The sequence below is a fragment of the Tsukamurella tyrosinosolvens genome (genome assembly GCF_900104775.1).
GTDB classification, from domain to species: domain Bacteria; phylum Actinomycetota; class Actinomycetes; order Mycobacteriales; family Mycobacteriaceae; genus Tsukamurella; species Tsukamurella tyrosinosolvens.
This window is the reverse complement of sequence record NZ_FNSA01000003.1, coordinates 257,079-273,965: the sequence shown is the minus strand read 5'-3', so window position 1 is coordinate 273,965 and position 16,887 is coordinate 257,079. Positions and strand designations below refer to the sequence as shown.

Below are 16,887 nucleotides of genomic sequence, written 5' to 3'. Positions count from 1 at the left end.
CGCGGCGACACCGCCGCGACGATCGACGGGGTCACGACGAAGCGCTCGCGGTCGACGGGGCCTCGACCCACACCGAGGGACGCGACGCGGGGCCCGAGGCTCCCCGGCCGGCGGTGAGGGCCTCGGCGGCCTCGAGTTCGGGCATGACGTCGTCGATGAGGTCGTCGATCGTCTCGACGATCCGCTCGCCGTGCGAGCTGGTGCAGCCCACCGAGGAACTGATCGACGTCACGGTCGACCGCAACTGCGCCGTCGCTATCGCCGCGCGCGCCTCGATGGCGCGCGCACCGGCGCTCTGGCCGAGGTTCGCACCGGCGTCCTTGTCGGAACTCAATGCCACCCTCCCGTCTGCCCAGCCAGGCGGCACATACGTACCGACTGAATTCGTTGTCGCAAAAGAATGTACCACCCGCATTGCAACTGCACTTCTTTGAAGCCACCGTTGTCCGATTGCAAGACGACCAGGTCAGACCCCACAGGATCGCGATCGACAATTCCGGTTGTCGATCACGTTGTGCACGGTCACGGGCGTCGGTCGCGCACCGCGCGAGCCCCCACGACGCGCGCCCGCAGGCGCGGCCGACACCGGCCGACGAGAACATGTTGCACCGTATGCGGGTTTGCAACGAGCGACCTGGTGAGAACCGGATTCACGGACTCAGGCTCCAGGGATCCGCGGCGCGACAATCGCGGCGCACCAAAGTTTCGTAAGCATCTACATCGACTACGAGAATTCATTTCAGTAACTTTCGCCCGACTATTCGCAGCCCCCGCACACCCCCGGCCCGTCAACGCCGCAGCAACACATCCGTGCAATGCTGTCCGCTATGAGGGGATTCCGGCGGCACGGCATCGCTGTGATGCTGACCACAGCACTGGCGGCCACTGGCTGCGCGACCGTCGTGGACGGGACCGCCCAGCCCGACCCGAGCGCGACGAGCCGCCTCGACACCGGCGGCTACCCGACGGCCCCGCGCCAGGTGCCGGAGCGGACGGACTCCAATGACCGGCGCGTCCAGGCGAGCTACGAGCTGTCGGGCCACCTCATCGCGCCACCCGAATTGGACCGGACCTTCAACTGGCCCGCGCCGTCGACGACGCCGGTCCTCCCCTCCGACGTCGCGCTGGGGATGGTCTTCGGAATCCCGCTGATCTCCGGCCTATCACAGAACGGGAGCTACGTCGGCGGCGCCGTCTCGGCGCGGCAGACGGCGCTCGTCGAGCGTGCCCAGCCGAACACCGCGCGCATGACGACCGGCGTCATCCGGTACCGGACCAGTGACAACGCGGTCTCCGCGGCACGGGCCATCCGTGCGGCTGTGGGTTCCAACCCATCCCCACCCATCTCCGGCCACACCGACGCCTTCCTGGGGACCAGCCTGGCGAACCGCTCCCTCACCACGGTGTGGTGGATGCCGTTCCAGGACTACCTGCTCGTCATCGGCTTCAGCGAGGTCGCCGATGCGGTCGCCGAGGCCCTCGCGACGTCCTGGTTCGACCGGCAGACGGTGGCGATGCGCGCGCTCACCGCGACGCCGGATCAGATGCTCACGCTTCCGCCGGACCGCGACGGCATCATGTCGCTGACACTGCCGGACGTCATCCGTACGGGCGACGGGGCGCAGCTCGCCCTCGGCTACCTCACTCCCCAGGCCTGGGCGAACGCGGCGGCCGACGACTGGCTCGCCACGAAGACGCTTCACGAGCGCGCCGGCGTCGACCTGGTCGCCGCCGCCGGCTCGACGGTGACGCGCACGCGCAGCGCCACCAGTGCGCGCTATCTCGCCGATGCCTACCGGACGGGCGAGGGCGGCGGGTCCGGCAACGCCAGCGAGGAGCCGACCGTGGCGGGCGTCCCGGGATCCCGGTGCGCGTCGTCGATCACTCGCTCCAACGGAGCTCCCCGCAAGGCTTACAGCTGCAGTTTCGCGGCGGGCCGGTACTACGTCTCGACCAGCGGCGTGGGCACCCTCACGCAGGCACATCAGCAGGCGTCGGCGAGCTACCTCATGGTCAAGGACGCGAAGTGAGCGGTCAGGCGACCGCGCGGGAGACGGCACCGAGCGGGTCGGTGTAGACACCGTCGAGCGCGGCGGCACCGGCGGCCTGCTGCTGCACGCGCCCACCGGCCCCGCTGACCCGCACCGACCGGCCCGGCTCGGCCGAGGTGGCCTTCAGCGCGGCGGAGACGTGCGGGAGGATCGCGGTGTGGTCGGTGAAGGCCTGGCCGCCCAGGATCAGCCGGTCCGGGTTGAAGATGTCTGCCACCAGCGCGGCGGCCTCGCCCAGCACCCGACCGCGCTCGGCGACGACGGCCCGCGCGGTCTCGTTGCCGCCGTCGGCCAGCTTGTGCAGGTCCGCGATGGTCCGCACCGGAAGCTTCTGCGCGCGTGCGGCATCCACGACAGCGGTGTCGGTGACGGCGTCCTCGAGCCGGCCGGTGCGCTTCGGGTCGAGCAGCTCGACGTTGCGGGTCGGCAGGTGTCCGATGGTGTGCGGGCCCGACTTCGGCGAATGCACCGCGCCGTGCAGCGCGAGCGCGACGCCCACGGTCTCGCGGCCGTAGAAGTACAGGGTGGAGCCCTGCGACTCGTACTCCTCGGACAGATGCAGCTCGGCGGCGGCCATCGCCTCGACGTGCGGGGCCACCGTCACGGGCAGGCCGATCGCGCCCGAAAGGCGTTCGCCCAGAGCGACGTCCTTCCAGCCGAGGCGCGGATGGTCGGCGACCACACCGCGGTCGTCCACGCGGCCGCCGATCGCGACGCCGGCACCCAGAACGGTACGACCGTCCCAACGGGCGAGGAACCGCCGCGCGCTGGTGGCGATCACCGACAGCACCTCACCGGGCTCGCCGCTCTCGGGCGTGGGGATCTGGATCGCGCCGATGACCTTGCCGGCGACGTCGTGCATCGTCACCGTGCTCACGCGGAAGCCGATGTGGATGCCGAGGGCGACGGGGCCGTTCGGGTCGACCTCGAGCGGCAGGCGGGGCCGGCCGACGACGCCACTGGCCGCGCGGTCGGCGCGCTCGCGCACCAGGCCCGCCTCGATGAGTGCCGTGACCTGGCGGTTCACGGTCGCGGCGGACAGCTGGGTCTCGCGCACGATCTCGTCGCGGAGCACCAGGCCGCCGCGCCGGATGACGCGGAGCACGGCAGCGGCGGGCTTCTCCGAGACCCGCAACTGCGGGGCGAAGACGCGGGCGGGGGCGGCCGTACGGACCTGGCGCTCGGCGGCGGCGGGCCGGGCCAGCGGATTGCGCGGCCGGGCGGTGCGGGCCTGCGCGGGACGGGCCTGCGGGGCGCGAGTGGGGGAAACGGCGGGGAGATCAACGACGGTCATGGTTCCTCGAAGTGTGTGCGTACGCCGCGACCTCCGGAATCATCCCGGGCGCTGGCGTGGAAATGGAGTTGTCGAACGGATCAGCCCAGGTGGAAGGGCCGGCGAGAGTGCGAGCGGGAACGCTCAGCGGCAACACATTCGACAGTGCACGCGAACCATGGGGAGACGGCAGCCCAGCGCGACGGTCTCATAACCGACGCGCAGATGGGCCTCAAGACTCCCGGACATGGTTTGAAAGTAGCACCACACACCGCGCGCCGCACAAGCGCCACGGGCCGGAGTGGGACGCAGATCACACTCCTGTCCCCGTGAAATTCCGATGCGGAGCGCAAGCACCTGTGATTAGACTCGGCGCCATGCTGTCCTGAGACGTCCTCGGCCCTGCCGCACGCCCTGGTGTGACCATTCCACCGGCCGCGGCTCCTGACGACCTCAAGGAGCATTCATGGCTACCTCTCTCGCTGTCTCCGCACTCTCCCTCCGCTGGCCCGACGGCACCGTCGTCTTCGACGACCTGAGCTTCACCATCCCCGCCGGGCGCGCCGCCCTGGTCGGCGCCAACGGCGCCGGCAAGAGCACCATGCTGCGCATCCTCGCAGGTCGGATCACCCCGACGGCCGGCTCGGTGAGCGGCACCGGCGTGGTCGGCTACGTCCCGCAACACCCGCAAGCACGGCCGGAGGACACCCTCGCCGACGCGCTGGGCATCGGCGGCACCGTCGCCGCCCTGCGCCGCATCGAGGGCGGCTCGGCCGAGCCCGAGGACTTCGAGGCCGTCGGCGACGACTGGGACGTCGAGGAGCGCGCGACCGCGGTCCTCGACGGCCTCGGCCTGCGACTCGGCGCCCTGGACCGCACCGTCGGCACGCTGTCCGGCGGCGAGGCCACCCTCCTCGCCATCGCGGGTCAGCTGCTGCTCCGCCCCGACACCCTGCTCCTCGACGAGCCGACCAACAACCTCGACGAGCGCGCCCGCGGCCTGCTCACCGAGGCGCTGGAGCGATTCGGCGGGACGGCCGTCGTGGTCAGCCACGACCTCACGCTGCTCGACCGCATGGACTCGACCGTCGAGCTGTACCGCGGGTCCGTCCGCGTCTTCGGCGGGCCGTACTCGCACTACCGCGAGGTGCTCGACGCCGAGCAGGCCGCCGCGGAACAGGCCGTGACGTCGGCGAAGGTCGACCTCAAGGCGCAGCGCCGCGACCTGGTGGAAGCGCAGATCAAGCTGGATCGTCGCGCGCGGTTCGCCGCGAAGGCCGAGGCCGAGAAGCGGGTCCCGAAGATCATCGCGGGCCTGCGGAAGAACGCCGCCGAGGTCTCGGCGGGCAAGCACCGCGGCCTCCACGAGGACCGCGTCGACTCCGCGCGCGACGCGCTCGACGCCGCCAAAGAGGGCGTCCGCGACGACCGCTCCGTCCGGATCGCCATGCCCGAACCGGGCCCGGGACTGCACCGCACGCAGCTCGACGACGGTCCGCTGCAGGTCGTCGGTCCGGAGCGAATCGCGCTCGTGGGTCCCAACGGGGCGGGCAAGACGACGGTGCTGCGCCGCGCCATCGATGCCGCCCGGGCCGCGGAGCCGCCGACGGTGATCGGCTACGTCCCGCAGGACGTGCGCTTCGGGGCGGCTGAAGAAGGTTCGCTGCTCGACGCCGTGCGCGACGCCCACCCCGACCTCGACGCCCAGCACGCGCACGCCGCGCTCGCCCGGATGCTGTTCCGGGGACGGCAGTCCGAGCGGATCGTCAGCACCCTCAGCGGGGGCGAGCGCCTGCGGCTCGCCCTGGCGATCGCCCTGCTCGGGGATCCCGCGCCGTCGTTGCTGGCGCTGGACGAGCCGACCAACAACCTCGATGTCCCGTCGGTGGAGCTGCTGGTGGAGGCGCTGAAGTCGTGGGAGGGCGCGCTCGTCGTCGTCTCGCACGACCGCGCCTTCCTCGACCTGCTGGGCCTGACCCGCGAGGTCGAGATCACCCGCTGATCCAGTCGTGAAATCGGCCGATTCGGGTAGTAGGAGGCCCATATCGGCCGCGTACCGCAGGATTCGGCCGATGTCACGACGACCGGTCTCGATAAGCTGCGGGGATGGATCGAGCGACGGTGTTGGGCGCGATCGCCAACAGCGTGCTCGAGGGGTGGGCGCCCACGTCCCCGGACACCGAGCGACTGCTCGCACTGGCGGACGGCGCTGTCACCCTGGACGAGTACGTCGCCAGCGCGATCGACCGCGCGCTGGCCGGCGCCGAGGTCGGACCTCCGGAGTGCGCCGACGTCCCCGCCGCCTTCGCCGACACGCTGTATCCCGGAACGGGGATCCTGCGGAACCGCCTCGGGATCCGTGACGCGGGCGCGGTGCAGCAGCTCGAGTTCGAGATCGGCACGGCGCGGCAGTTCGGTATCGAGACGGGGGCGATCGACGTCCCGGCGACCTTCGACGGCGTGCACCTCATCGCGATCCACCGCGTCCTGTTCGGCGAGGTCTACCCGTGGGCGGGCGTCTTCCGCCGGTACGACATGGACCTGCGCCACCAGACCTTCCGCGCCGCATGGATCGAGCGGTACCTCGGCGACGCCGCAGGGATCCTCCGCAAGCCCGCCCACCACCTCGACCGCCGCGGCTACGCGCACCACCTCGCCGAGGCGTACGCCTATCTCAACTGCGCGCACCCGTTCCGCGAGGGCAACGGCCGCTCGTCGAAGACGTTGCTGCAGCTCCTGGCGGCGCGGCACGGCTACCACCTCGACTTCGCCGCGGTGACCAAGAAGCAGTGGGACGGCGCGTCCCGACGATCCGCCCCCGACTACGGGCACTACCGCCCGGATGCGCACGCCCTGTTCCGCGTCTTCACCGCGATCACGGTGCCCGCGGATCAGAGCCGGTAGCCGTCGAGCCCCAGCCAGCCGGCCATCTCGGCGACGGTCTGCTCCAGCGCTGCCTCGGACGCGGCGTCGCGGCCGCCGGGCTCCCAGGTGGTGGAGTGCACGAGCAGCTCCCCCGCCGCGCGGTCGGCCTTCACGTCGCAGCGCGCGACGATCCGGTCGCCGAAGAGGAAGGGCAGCACGTAGTAGCCGTGCACCCGCTTCTCCTTGGGCGTGTAGATCTCGATCCGGTAGAAGAAGTCGAACAGCGCCTCGGCCCGCTCGCGCTGCCACACGACGGGGTCGAAGGGCGAGAGCAGCGCCCGCGCCGACATCGCCCGCGGCCGCTTGGCCTCCGCGTGCAGGTAGACGGTGCCGGGCCACCAGTCGGCCTCCACCGGGAGGAGTTCGCCTGTTTCGACGAGCTTCTCGACGGCCGGCGCCGCCTGCGCGGTGGACAGCCGGAAGTAGTCGCGCAGGCAGCGCAGCGTCCCGATGCCGTGCGCCTTCGCCGACTGCCGCAGCAACTCGACGAACGCTTCCTCGTCGGATACCTCCCGCTCCGCGAGCGGGCCGAGCACCGTCGACGTGGGGGCGTACAGCCGCTCGAACTGGCTGGTGCGGCCGGCGCTGGTGACCTCTCCGGCGTGGAAGAGCACCTCCAGCCCCTCCTTCACCGACGACCAGTTCCAACCCCAGTGCGTCCTCTCCACCACCTGCTCGTGCTCCAGGTGCGCCTCGAGCGCGCGGGCGGTCAGCGGCGGCAGTTCGGCGAGCGCGCCGCGCAGCCGGTCCAGTTGGCCGGGGTGCCGATCGTCGTAGCTCGCGAACCGCTGCGACACCCGGTCCGCGGTCCGACGGTGCCGCAGCAGCGGCCAGGTCTCGGGCGGGACCAGCGAGGCCTCGTGGGCCCACGCCTCGACGAGCCGCCGCGGGTTCTTGTCGCGGGCGCGGTCGAGCAGCGCGGTGTCGTAGTCGCCGAGGCGCGCGAAGACCGGGAGGTACTGGCTGCGGGCGACCACGTTGACGCTGTCGATCTGGATGAGCTTGAGCCGGTCGATCGTCTTCTGCACCTGCCGCATCGTCGGCGCCGCGGCGCCGGCGAAGCCCGGCTCGAAGCCCTGGGCGGCGAGGGCGATCCGGCGGGCCTGCGGCTGGGTGATCCTCATGCGATGGGGGCGCCCGCCAGCCGCGGGAAGAGGTACTGCTCCAGCATCGGCGCGATGGTGACGTCGCCGTGGTCGGCCGGGTCCAGCCAGCGGGCCTCCGCGATCTCGGCCGCGGCCCGCGGCTCGACCCGCAGCGCGGTGGCGAACACCGTGGACTCGATGTCGGTGTTCGCCTCGTTCGCGGCGGGGCCGCGCCACGACACCAGGTGGGTGAGGTCCTCCGTCGTCAGCGCGACGCCGAGCTCCTCGTCGATCTCGCGGACCGCGCAGTCGACCGCGGCCTCCCCCGGCTCCAGCTTGCCGCCGGGCAGCATGAAGGCATCGGTACCGCGTTTGCGCACCGTGAGCACCCGCCCGGCCTCGTCCCGGAAACACACCGCAGCCACCGTGAGCACGTCCATGCCGCCACCCTAGCGACGGCCACTGACACGTTTCGCCGCAGCAGGTAGGGGACGCAGGTGGACGGTGGGATGCCGCCGCTGCGCGGCCGGTTCCACGTCGTGCACCGCTACCATGTCCGCATCGACGCGGTGCTCGCCGCACCGGCGCACGGGGAGGAACGCATGACACAGGGGCAGCAGCCACCGGAGGACCAGACGCCGCAGTCGGGGACGCCCTCGCAATTCCAGGGGCCGCCGTTCCAAGGCGCGCAGCCGGGGATGCCGCCCCAGTTCCCGCCACCCGCCCCTCCGAAGCGGTCGAGCAAGACGATCATCTTCGTCGTCATCGCGGTCGTCATCGCGCTCATCGCGGGTGCAGCTCTGACTTTCGCCCTCACGCGCTCCAGCGACACCTCGGGCACCGCCGCCCCATCCACCGCGGCCAGTTCGTCAGCGGCGGGCACCTCCGCCTACGACTACCGCTTACGAGGCACCATGACCTCCAAGGCGAGCGTTTGCGTCGCAGGAGGGCTGACGTCGCAGCAGTTGCCGAAATTCGAGACGCCGTTGGACTACTCTCGGCCAACGCTCGACGCAGATATCGCTAAGGCGCGCCAGTCTCTTTCGCAACTGGCCTCACGCATCTCGCCAAACGCCGCCGAACCCATTCGCAGCACGGTGCAGGACTGGATCACCGCGTTTGTAGCCATCCTGGACTCTTACGAACGCCGTGAACCGGCCGCCGACGTGAAGTTCCAAGGCGACCTGGTCGACAATCTCGCCGGTCAAATCAACGGCATCTGCAAAGACTGAGGCCAACGCCCTACATCGCGGTCCCTCAACACTCCGGCACGTTGACGGCGAGGCCGCCGAGGGAGGTCTCCTTGTACTTCGACAGCATGTCGGCGCCGGTCTGGCGCATGGTCTCGATGGCCTGATCCAGCGAGACGCGGTGCGTGCCGTCGCCGTGCAGGGCGATGCGGGCGGCGTTCACGGCCTTCACCGAGGCGATGGCGTTGCGCTCGATGCAGGGGATCTGCACGAGGCCGCCGATGGGGTCGCAGGTCAGGCCCAGGTTGTGCTCGATGCCGATCTCGGCGGCGTTCTCCACCTGCGCGGGCGTGGCACCCATGACCTGCGCGAGCGCGCCCGCGGCCATCGAGCACGCGGAGCCGACTTCGCCCTGGCAGCCCACCTCGGCGCCCGAGATCGACGCGCGACGCTTGTAGAGCACCGCGATCGCGGCGGCGGTCAGCAGGTAGTCGCACACCGTCTCCTCGCGGCGCTCGGCGAGGTGCGGCCGGAACTTCAGCGCGTAGTACAGCACCGCCGGCACGATCCCCGCCGCGCCGTTGGTCGGCGCGGTGACGATCCGGCCGCCGCAGGCGTTCTCCTCGTTGACGGCCATGGCCGCGACGTTGAGCCAGTCCATGGCGTCGGCACCGTCGGAATCGATGAGCCGGCGGTACAGCCCCGGCGCGCGCCGCTTGACCCCCAGCCCGCCGGGCAGCATGCCCTCGGCGCGGAAGCCCCGCTCGATGCAGGCCTCCATGACCTCCCAGATGTGCAGCAGCCCGGCGCGGACCTCCCGTTCCGCCACGTCCGACGGTCCGCCGTGCAGCGCGATCTCGTTCTCCAGCATCAGCTGAGGGACCGTGCGGCCGGTGCGCGGACACGTCTCCAGGAGCGCGGCGGCGGTGTCGAAGTCGTGGGGCACGCCGGGGGTTCCGGCGAGCGGATTCACGGTGTCGGCGCCGGACTCGCGCTCGACGAAGCCGCCGCCCACCGAGTAGTAGACGGCCTCGTGCACCGTGCCGTCGGCGAGCTCCGCCCGGAACCGGATGCCGTTGGTGTGCCGCGGCAGCACCGTGAGCGGGTGCAGCACGATGTCCTCGGCGCACAGCGGCACCTCGTCGCGTCTGCCGAAGCTCACCCTGCGGGTGGCCTCGATCTCGGCGCCGCGCTTCTCGACGTAGTCGGGGTCCACGGTCTCCGGGCGGTTGCCCTCCAGGCCCAGCAGCACAGCAGGTTGTGTGCCGTGGCCGCGCCCGGTCGCGGCGAGAGAGCCGTACAGGTCGACGACGACCGCGCGCACCGTCGAGGGAGAAGACCGCAGCTCATCGGCGAAATCCGCGCCCGCCCGCATCGGCCCCACGGTGTGGGAACTCGACGGGCCGATGCCCACCGAGAACAGGTCGAACACACTGATCGTCACCCGTCCAGCCTATGCCCCATACAGTGGATGCATGGGCGACGCCGAAGATCTGGACATCGACGGGCTGCTCCTCCCGGGCGAACGCAAGTACACCTTCCGCGAGCTCGCCGAGCAGGGCGGCATCGACGTGGAGGACCTCCGCGTCTGGTGGACCTCCGCGGGGTTCGCCGACCTGCGCGACGACGACCAGCCGGCCTTCACGGCGGACGACGTGGCCATCGTCAAGGACCTCGCCGACCTGTTCGCGCTGGACGTCATCGACCGCGAGGCCGTGCTGCCCGGCGCGCAGTCCCTCGGCCAGGCGATGTACCGGCTCGCCGAGTGGCAGGCCGGCATCGTCAAGGCCCACCTCGACACGGCGCACGACGCCGGCGTGAAGGATCCGTCGGCCGGCGTCGCGCAGGTCATCGACAAGATGGAGAACCTGCAGGCCCACGTCTGGCGGCGGCACCTGTCGACGGCCACCCAGCGCCTCGTGACCCACGACTCGTCCGACGCGATGACCGCCATGATGGCCGTCGGCTTCGCGGACATGGTCGGCTACACCCGGCTCAGCCGCGGGCTCGCGGTCGAGGAGCTCAACACCCTGGTCGCGACGTTCGAAGCGCGGATGCAGGCGGTGATCTACGGCGGCGGCGGGTGGATCATCAAGGGCGTCGGCGACGAGGTCATGTTCGCGGCCGAGGACCCCGCGGCCGCGGCCCGGATCGGCCTCGAGCTGCAGGAGCCCCACGAGTACCCCGAGCTGGACGTCATCGAGATCGAGTTCCCGCAGCTGCGCGTGGGCATGGCCTACGGCGAGGTGCTGCAGCGCTACGGCGACCTGTTCGGCAGCGTCGTGAACCTGGCGGCCCGGCTGACCAGCGCCGCGCGCCCGGGGACGGTGCTCATCGACGACAACTTCACGCAGGCGATCGCCGACGTGCCGGGGCTGGAGACCCGCAGTCTGCGCGCCTACCGGGCCCGCGGCTTCCGGGCCGTGCACCCGCACCTGCTGCGGTACGACAAGGACACCCGCGCCGCGAAGGAGGCCGAGGCGAAGGAGGCCGAGGCAGCCGACGAGGCGGAAGCGGCCGCAGCGGAGGCCGCCGCGACCGAGGAGTAGCTCAGGCCGCGGCGAGCGCCACCGGGCGCGTGCGCGCGCCGAGCAGCTCGCGGTGAACGCCGCCGACGAACTCGATCATCGAGCCGCCGAGCGCGTCGCAGACGCTGGCGAGGACCTCCGACGAGGCCTCCTTGCGCCCGCGCTCGACCTCGGAGAGGTACTGCGTGGAGACGCCGGCGTCCCGCGCGACCTCGGCGAGCGTGCGGCCCTGGCGGGTGCGCTCCTGCCGCAGGACGCGCCCGAACACCTCGCGCAGCAGCGCGGGGCGCGCGGCCTCCGCCGACTCGTGCGTCTCGATGCTCGCCACCCCGCTCGTCATACGTCTCAGCCTATCCGACGGTGCGTTCCCCGGGCGGAGCGTTCACGGTCGGCGAAACCGGCGCGTCGCGGGCGGCGTCCGCCCGGGCATCGGACCCGGGCTCGACGGTGCCGTCCCCATCGTCGTCCCCCGCGTCCTCGTCGTCCTCGCGCAGCGGGTGCTCCAGCTCGTCCTGCGGCATCCGCGCGGCGAGGATGGCGACCACCGCGAGCGGGATCGGGATCAGAGCGGCGAGGGCGAAGGTCGCGGTGAGGCCGATCGCCTGGCTCACCGGGCCCGCCACCGCGAAGGACAGGGGCATGAACACGAGTGAGACGAAGAAGTCCAGGCTGGAGACCCGGCCCAGCAACCGTCGCGGTACCCGGCGCTGTAGCAGGGTCCCCCAGATCACCACCGGCGCCTCGAACAGCACGCCGAGCACGAAGCCGGCGACCACCATGGGCCAGACGCTCTCGGCCAGGCCGAACACCAGCATCGGCAGCGACGCGACGCCCCAGATCCCCATCATCACGGTCAGGTAGCGCCGGGGCATCCGCCGGGCGGCCATGAACAGCGCGCCGGCCACGCCGCCGAAACCGTAGGCCGCCAGGATCATCGAGTGTTCACTCGCGGCGCCGTGCGCCTGGTCCTTGATCGCGAAGGGCAGCAGGACGTCGATCGGGCCCACGGTGACCAGCACCATCAGGCTCGCGAAGAGCAGGGTCGCCAGCAGCCACGGGGTCCGCCGCACGTAGCCGATGCCCTCCCAGAGGTCGCGCAGCGGCGAGCCGGACTCGGCCTCGTCGGCATCGTCGGCCTCCGGGACCCGGATGCGGACCACCCAGAGCGCGGCGAACAGGCAGATCCCGCCCGCTACCAGCAGCGCCGCACCGGGGTCGGCGACGGCGATGATCCACGCCGCGACCGCCGGTCCGACGGCCATCGCGGCCGCGGGACGGACGGCCGACTCGTAGCCGTTGACCGCGAGCAGCTCGGCGGCCGGCACGAGCCGCGGCACCAGCGCGGAGTAGGCGGGGAAGTAGAAGCCCGACACCAGCCCCAGCGCGAGGGAACCGGCCATGAGGATCGGCACCGTGATGGCGTCCGCGACGATCAGCGCGCCGATGCCGCCGATGACCGCGACCTTGAGCAGCTCCAGCACGAACAGGATGCGCTGCTGCGAGACCCGGTCCGCGAGCACCCCGCCCGCGAGGGTGGAGACGAGCAGGCCGATGGAGGCGGCGCCCGAGACCAGCGAGACGCTGGTGGCGGAGCCGCCCATGTCGATCACCTGCCACACGACGGAGACCAGCCACATGCCGTCGGTGGTCAGCGCGCAGAGCAACGTCACGAAGAGGAGGCGGTAGTCCCGGCGCAGCAGCGGCCGCAGCATGCGGGGCACGCGGCTGCGGGGGCTGGGGTCGGTATGCACCTTTCCACGATGCCGCTCGGGGACTGTGCGATCAACCGGTTTTCTCGGTTGACCTCAACCATGGTCGACGTATTAGCGTGCCGAGGATGACTACCGACGCGGACGCCCGGACGGCTCCCGATCGGGCCCGGCTGCGCTGGTTCCTGATCGGGTCTGTCGCGCTGATCGCGTTCTCCGCCTTCGAGACCCTCGCCGTCGGCACCGTGCTGCCGCGCGCCGCGGCCGAGTTCGGCGCGACCGCCGAGTACTCGGTGGCGTTCGGCGCCGCCTTCGCGGCGATGATCGTCGCGATCGCGTGGGTCGGTCCCTGGGTGGACCGGGCCGGCGTGAAGCCGCCACTGATCACGGGCGCACTGCTGTTCGCGGTCGGCCTGGTGATCGTCGGTGCGGCACCCGGCATGGGGGTGCTGGCGGTGGGTCGCGGCGTGCAGGGCCTGGGGAGCGGCCTGATCAGCGTCGTGCTCTACGCCATGGTCGGGCGGCTGGTACCGGAGGACGGGCGCCCGCGGGTCTTCGCCGCGTACTCGACGGCGTGGGTCGTGCCGTCGCTCATCGGTCCCGCCCTCGCGGGGCTCGCCGTCGACACGGTGGGGTGGCGCTGGGTCTTCCTGGGGCTGGCGGGGCCGTCGCTGCTGGCCCTCGCCGCGACCCTGCGCGCCACCGCCGGGTTCGACGAATCGGCCTACCGCCATGAGGATCCGCCGGATCGCGGGCTGTTGCTCGCGGCCCTCGCGGCGGGCACGACCATGGCCGTCGCGCAGTTCGCCGCACCGAAGGGCGGCGCCGTGCTCCTCGCGGTCGCGGTGGCCTGTCTGGCCGCCGCACTGGTGGCGACGCGGCGAATGTTGCCCGCGGGGTCTCTGACCGGCCGGGCGGGTATCCCGCGGCTCATGCTCGCGAACCTCCTCCTGGCGGGCGCCTTCTTCGCCGCGGAGATCTACGTTCCGCTGTACCTGGTGCACGTCGACCGGCTCTCGCCGTTCGCCGCGGGCTCGGTGATGACGGGCGCAGCCCTGCTGTGGGCGCTCGCCTCGCAGGTGCAGGCGCGGATCCCCGCGACGGGGCCGGTCCGCCGGCGCCTCCCACTGATCGGGTCCGGTCTGCTGGCGCTCGCCCTCACCGCCGTCGCGTCGGCGTTCGCGATCGATGCCCCGTGGCCGGTGATCTTCGTGGCGTGGGGGATCGGCGGGTTCGGCATGGGCCTGGCGCTGCCGACCCTGTCGATCCTTCTGCTCGGCCTCAGCGCGGACGACCAGCAGGGCGCCAACTCCAGCGCCCTCAAGCTCTCCGAAGCGGTGGGCACCGCCCTCGCGATCGCGTGCGCCGGTGGGATCTTCGCGCAAACTCTCGCGTGGGGGCACACGGGATTCGCCATGGCTCTACTGGTGCCACTCGCCTCGGCGGTGGCGACGGTCCTCGTCGCCACCCGCCTCACGGACGATTAGAACTCGCGGCGGCCTCGCGGAGCAGGTGCATGGCCCTGCGCACCACGGGGTTCCGGCACTCGGAGTCCTTGACGTAGGCGACGATGGTGCGCCGCGGCGCGGGGTTGCACACGTCGACGGCGACGGTGCCGGGCGGCAGCTCGGTGGCGCCGAGGCGCGGCAGGACGGTGACGCCGACGCCCCGGGCGACGAACCGCAGCGCCGACGGGTAGTCGGTGGTCTCGACCACGAAGCGGGGCGTGAACCCCGCTGCGGCGCAAGCATCGAGCACGGCCTGGCGGCACGCGCCGCGCCGCACGTCGTTGTCGATCCAGCGCTCGTGTTCGAGCTCGGCCATGTCCACCAGCTCCCGGCCCGCGAACGCGTGATCCGCGGGCACGACGGCGACGTAGGACTCCACCACGAGGTCCTCGTGGGAGAAGCCCTGCACCGCGGTCGTCTGCCCGTGCTCCTGGCGCACCGCGACGGCGAGATCCGGCCGGCGGGCGGCGATCTCGGTGACCTCGTCCTCGATCCGCAGGCGCAGGCGGGTATCGGGGAACTCGGCGCTGAGCGTCTGCACGACCGACGGCATCCAGTGCGTGCCGGCGGTGGCGAAGACGTTCATGGTGATCCGGTTGGCCTTGCCGGCCCGCAGGTCGTCGACGGTGGCGCCGAGGTCGTTGAGGCTGCTGAGCACCCCGTCGGCCTCGGTGGCCAGCACCCGCCCGGCGGGGGTGAGCTCGACGCCCCGTCCGACCCGTTCCAGGAGCTTGAGCCCCGTCTCACGCTGCAGGGCGGCGACGTGCTGCGAGACGGCCGACGGGGTGTAGCCGAGGCTGGCCGCCGCCGCGGCCACGGAACCCGTGGCGGCGACGGAGCGGAAGATCATGAGCCGGTGCGCGTCGAGCATGAGAAGCCTCCATTCAGTTCTACTGAATGATAGTGCAGAAATATGCGCTTGTGCTTACTCCGCTCCGATCGCAGAGTTGAGCTCATGACGAATCGACTCCCCGCCCTGGCACTCGTGGCCGTGATGTTCGCGTGGGCCTCGGCCTTCGTGGTGATCCGCGGGCTCGGCCCGCACGTCTCCCCCATCGCCATGGCGGAGGGACGCCTCTTGGTGGGCGCCGCCGTCCTCGGCATGATCTGGGGAATGAACGCCCTGTACAACGGCGGCGTCCGGCTGCCCCGCGGCCGCACCCTCGCGCTGACCATCGGCTACGGCGCGCTGTGGTTCGCGCTGTACACCGTGCTGGTCAACGCCGCGGAGCAGCACCTCGACGCCGGGACCACGGCGCTCCTGGTGAACATCGCACCGATCATCGTCGCGGTGCTGGCCGGCGCCTTCCTGCAGGAGGGCTTCCCGCCGCTGCTGGTGGTGGGCATCGCGATCAGCTTCGCCGGGGCCGCGATCATCGCCTTCACCGGCGACGGCCGGCGCGACGGTGCCGGCGTGGCGCTGGCGGTCGCCGCGGCGCTGCTCTACGGCATCAGCGTGGTGGCGCAGAAGCTGGTGCTGCGCACCGTCGACCCGCTGACCGCCACCGCGCTGGGTGCGGGCGTCGGCGCGATCGTCCTGCTGCCCTGGGCGCCCCGGCTCTTCGCCGAGTTGGCGACGGCGCCGATGTCGAGCACCGTCGGGGTGATCTACCTGGGACTCGTGCCGACCGCGCTCGCCTTCCTGCTGTGGGCCTACGCGCTGGCGCACACGCCCGCCGGGGTCACCGCCTCGTCGTCCTACGCGGTGCCGGGCCTGTCGATCCTGCTGAGCTGGGCGTTCCTGGCCGAGACGCCCACCGCGTGGGGCCTGCTGGGCGGCGTCCTGTGTCTGGTCGGCGTGGCGGTCTCGCGGCTCACCCCGCGACGTCCCGGCACAGGACCGACGGCCACTCCTGCACGTCCTGCGGAGTCCGAGCGACCGACAGCGACGCCCGCGGGAGCGCCCTGCTGAGCTCCTCGGCCGTCGAGACCGGGTGCGCCGGATCGTCGATCCAGGCCAGAACGGTGACGGGCACGTCGATGCGGGCGATCTCCCCGAGCGCGGGGAGATCGCTCGCGGCGGCGCCGCGGAAGAGCGAGGGCAGGAGCGATGCGGGGACGTCGGGCCGCGTCGGAGGGTGTTCGACGGTGGCCGGCGGCGGCGCGGCACCCTCCCCCGCCGCGAGGAACGCCTCCAGCCCGCGCTCCTCGATCATCGTTGCGGCGGAGCGGTATTCGGCGGCCTTCGCGACACGCGTCGCCCATGCGGTCGGCGGCACCATGAGGGTCAGCCCGCTGAACCGTTCCGGCTCGCGCACGGCGGCGTGCAGCAGCGTGCCGGTGCCCATCGACGGCCCGACGCCGTGCACCCGCTCCCCGGGGAACCAGTGGTCGAGGAGCCGCAGCAGGTCGTCGGCGAGGTTCGGCCAGCGATAGTCGTCGGGGACCGCGCAGCCGGTCGAGGAGCCGTGCCCGCGCGCGTCGTAGCGCAGGAGCCGCGTCCCGCTGAGGCCGCGTCCGAGGTCCAGGTCCAGCACGCGGTCCCGGGCGCGGCTGGAGGTGAGGCCGTGGAGCTGCACGACGGGGCGTCCGTGCTCGTCGCTGTACTCGGTGGCGAGCCGCGCCCCGGGGACGTCGAAGCTGGTCATCCGGCCTTCTCTCGCCGCGCGGAGGGTTCG

At 71.9% G+C, this 16,887-nt stretch carries 16 protein-coding genes; 7 read left to right on the top strand and 9 right to left on the bottom strand.

Features of this window, described 5'->3' with window-relative positions; translation table 11 throughout:
• Positions 1-31: 31 nt before the first annotated feature.
• Positions 32-334: a hypothetical protein gene (locus tag BLW32_RS02780; RefSeq protein ID WP_068740593.1), complete on the bottom strand. Its 303-nt coding sequence runs from the start codon at positions 332-334 to the stop codon at positions 32-34.
• A 493-nt stretch (positions 335-827) separates the two neighbouring features.
• On the opposite strand from BLW32_RS02780, the gene BLW32_RS02775 reads away from it, so the two are divergent.
• Positions 828-2,030 carry a DUF7373 family lipoprotein gene (locus BLW32_RS02775; RefSeq protein WP_139286029.1) on the top strand — a complete coding sequence of 401 codons (1,203 nt, stop codon included), beginning with the start codon at positions 828-830 and terminating at the stop codon, positions 2,028-2,030.
• Between the two features lie 4 nt (positions 2,031-2,034).
• Here the strand turns inward: BLW32_RS02775 and BLW32_RS02770 are convergent, their stop codons facing one another.
• Entirely contained in the window at positions 2,035-3,345 is a 1,311-nt protein-coding gene (locus tag BLW32_RS02770) for an ROK family transcriptional regulator (protein WP_068523425.1), read from the bottom strand.
• A 445-nt stretch (positions 3,346-3,790) separates the two neighbouring features.
• Here BLW32_RS02770 and BLW32_RS02765 point away from each other — a divergent pair, with 445 nt between their 5' ends.
• On the top strand, positions 3,791-5,326 hold the full coding sequence (locus tag BLW32_RS02765; RefSeq protein ID WP_068740591.1) for an ATP-binding cassette domain-containing protein: 1,536 nt from the start codon (positions 3,791-3,793) through the stop codon (positions 5,324-5,326).
• Positions 5,327-5,430: 104 nt separating this feature from the next.
• Positions 5,431-6,228 carry a Fic family protein gene (locus BLW32_RS02760; RefSeq protein WP_068740590.1) on the top strand — a complete coding sequence of 266 codons (798 nt, stop codon included), beginning with the start codon at positions 5,431-5,433 and terminating at the stop codon, positions 6,226-6,228.
• On the opposite strand, the gene BLW32_RS02755 is transcribed toward BLW32_RS02760, so the two are convergent.
• The gene (locus tag BLW32_RS02755) at positions 6,216-7,373 is read right to left on the bottom strand and encodes a winged helix-turn-helix domain-containing protein (protein WP_068740589.1); all 1,158 of its coding nucleotides are present in this window, start codon (positions 7,371-7,373) and stop codon (positions 6,216-6,218) included. The genes BLW32_RS02760 and BLW32_RS02755 overlap by 13 nt on opposite strands.
• The gene (locus BLW32_RS02750; protein ID WP_068740588.1) at positions 7,370-7,774 is read right to left on the bottom strand and encodes an NUDIX hydrolase; all 405 of its coding nucleotides are present in this window, start codon (positions 7,772-7,774) and stop codon (positions 7,370-7,372) included. Before BLW32_RS02750 ends, BLW32_RS02755 begins: the two co-directional genes overlap by 4 nt.
• 57 nt (positions 7,775-7,831) lie before the next feature.
• On the opposite strand from BLW32_RS02750, the gene BLW32_RS02745 reads away from it, so the two are divergent.
• On the top strand, positions 7,832-8,566 hold the full coding sequence (locus BLW32_RS02745) for a hypothetical protein (RefSeq protein WP_139286028.1): 735 nt from the start codon (positions 7,832-7,834) through the stop codon (positions 8,564-8,566).
• 25 nt (positions 8,567-8,591) lie between these two features.
• On the opposite strand, the gene BLW32_RS02740 is transcribed toward BLW32_RS02745, so the two are convergent.
• Positions 8,592-9,968, bottom strand: coding sequence for an L-serine ammonia-lyase (locus BLW32_RS02740; RefSeq protein ID WP_068740586.1), 1,377 nt, complete (start codon positions 9,966-9,968; stop codon positions 8,592-8,594).
• Positions 9,969-9,999: 31 nt separating this feature from the next.
• Here BLW32_RS02740 and BLW32_RS02735 point away from each other — a divergent pair, with 31 nt between their 5' ends.
• On the top strand, positions 10,000-11,073 hold the full coding sequence (locus tag BLW32_RS02735) for an adenylate/guanylate cyclase domain-containing protein (protein ID WP_068740585.1): 1,074 nt from the start codon (positions 10,000-10,002) through the stop codon (positions 11,071-11,073).
• 1 nt (position 11,074) lies between these two features.
• On the opposite strand, the gene BLW32_RS02730 is transcribed toward BLW32_RS02735, so the two are convergent.
• Together BLW32_RS02730 and BLW32_RS02725 are read right to left on the bottom strand one after the other, a co-directional pair.
• Complete coding sequence (locus tag BLW32_RS02730; protein ID WP_068740584.1) at positions 11,075-11,392, bottom strand: helix-turn-helix domain-containing protein; 318 nt, start codon at positions 11,390-11,392, stop codon at positions 11,075-11,077.
• Positions 11,393-11,402: 10 nt separating this feature from the next.
• The gene (locus BLW32_RS02725; protein ID WP_231857313.1) at positions 11,403-12,803 is read right to left on the bottom strand and encodes an MFS transporter; all 1,401 of its coding nucleotides are present in this window, start codon (positions 12,801-12,803) and stop codon (positions 11,403-11,405) included.
• 86 nt (positions 12,804-12,889) lie between these two features.
• Between BLW32_RS02725 and BLW32_RS02720 the strand changes: the two genes are divergently transcribed.
• Positions 12,890-14,248: an MFS transporter gene (locus BLW32_RS02720; protein ID WP_068740583.1), complete on the top strand. Its 1,359-nt coding sequence runs from the start codon at positions 12,890-12,892 to the stop codon at positions 14,246-14,248.
• Here BLW32_RS02720 and BLW32_RS02715 read toward each other — a convergent pair.
• On the bottom strand, positions 14,235-15,140 hold the full coding sequence (locus BLW32_RS02715; protein WP_068740582.1) for a LysR substrate-binding domain-containing protein: 906 nt from the start codon (positions 15,138-15,140) through the stop codon (positions 14,235-14,237). The genes BLW32_RS02720 and BLW32_RS02715 overlap by 14 nt on opposite strands.
• 84 nt (positions 15,141-15,224) lie before the next feature.
• Here BLW32_RS02715 and BLW32_RS02710 point away from each other — a divergent pair, with 84 nt between their 5' ends.
• On the top strand, positions 15,225-16,181 hold the full coding sequence (locus BLW32_RS02710; RefSeq protein ID WP_068523414.1) for a DMT family transporter: 957 nt from the start codon (positions 15,225-15,227) through the stop codon (positions 16,179-16,181).
• On the opposite strand, the gene BLW32_RS02705 is transcribed toward BLW32_RS02710, so the two are convergent.
• Positions 16,084-16,857, bottom strand: a complete 774-nt coding sequence (locus BLW32_RS02705) for an alpha/beta fold hydrolase (RefSeq protein WP_068740581.1) — start codon at positions 16,855-16,857, stop codon at positions 16,084-16,086. The two genes, BLW32_RS02710 and BLW32_RS02705, sit on opposite strands and share 98 nt — an antisense overlap.
• Between the last annotated feature and the right edge of the window lie 30 nt (positions 16,858-16,887).

What these genes read in the sequence shown, in the direction of transcription:
- BLW32_RS02765 (WP_068740591.1), top strand. Translation starts at nt 3,791, where the DNA reads ATGGCTACCTCTCTCGCTGTCTCCGCACTCTCCCTCCGCTGGCCCGAC.
- BLW32_RS02720 (WP_068740583.1), top strand. Translation starts at nt 12,890, where the DNA reads ATGACTACCGACGCGGACGCCCGGACGGCTCCCGATCGGGCCCGGCTG.
- BLW32_RS02710 (WP_068523414.1), top strand. Translation starts at nt 15,225, where the DNA reads ATGACGAATCGACTCCCCGCCCTGGCACTCGTGGCCGTGATGTTCGCG.
- BLW32_RS02750 (WP_068740588.1), bottom strand. Translation starts at nt 7,774, where the DNA reads ATGGACGTGCTCACGGTGGCTGCGGTGTGTTTCCGGGACGAGGCCGGG.
- BLW32_RS02715 (WP_068740582.1), bottom strand. Translation starts at nt 15,140, where the DNA reads ATGCTCGACGCGCACCGGCTCATGATCTTCCGCTCCGTCGCCGCCACG.
- BLW32_RS02730 (WP_068740584.1), bottom strand. Translation starts at nt 11,392, where the DNA reads ATGACGAGCGGGGTGGCGAGCATCGAGACGCACGAGTCGGCGGAGGCC.
- BLW32_RS02760 (WP_068740590.1), top strand. Translation starts at nt 5,431, where the DNA reads ATGGATCGAGCGACGGTGTTGGGCGCGATCGCCAACAGCGTGCTCGAG.
- BLW32_RS02775 (WP_139286029.1), top strand. Translation starts at nt 828, where the DNA reads ATGAGGGGATTCCGGCGGCACGGCATCGCTGTGATGCTGACCACAGCA.
- BLW32_RS02705 (WP_068740581.1), bottom strand. Translation starts at nt 16,857, where the DNA reads ATGACCAGCTTCGACGTCCCCGGGGCGCGGCTCGCCACCGAGTACAGC.
- BLW32_RS02770 (WP_068523425.1), bottom strand. Translation starts at nt 3,345, where the DNA reads ATGACCGTCGTTGATCTCCCCGCCGTTTCCCCCACTCGCGCCCCGCAG.
- BLW32_RS02735 (WP_068740585.1), top strand. Translation starts at nt 10,000, where the DNA reads ATGGGCGACGCCGAAGATCTGGACATCGACGGGCTGCTCCTCCCGGGC.
- BLW32_RS02755 (WP_068740589.1), bottom strand. Translation starts at nt 7,373, where the DNA reads ATGAGGATCACCCAGCCGCAGGCCCGCCGGATCGCCCTCGCCGCCCAG.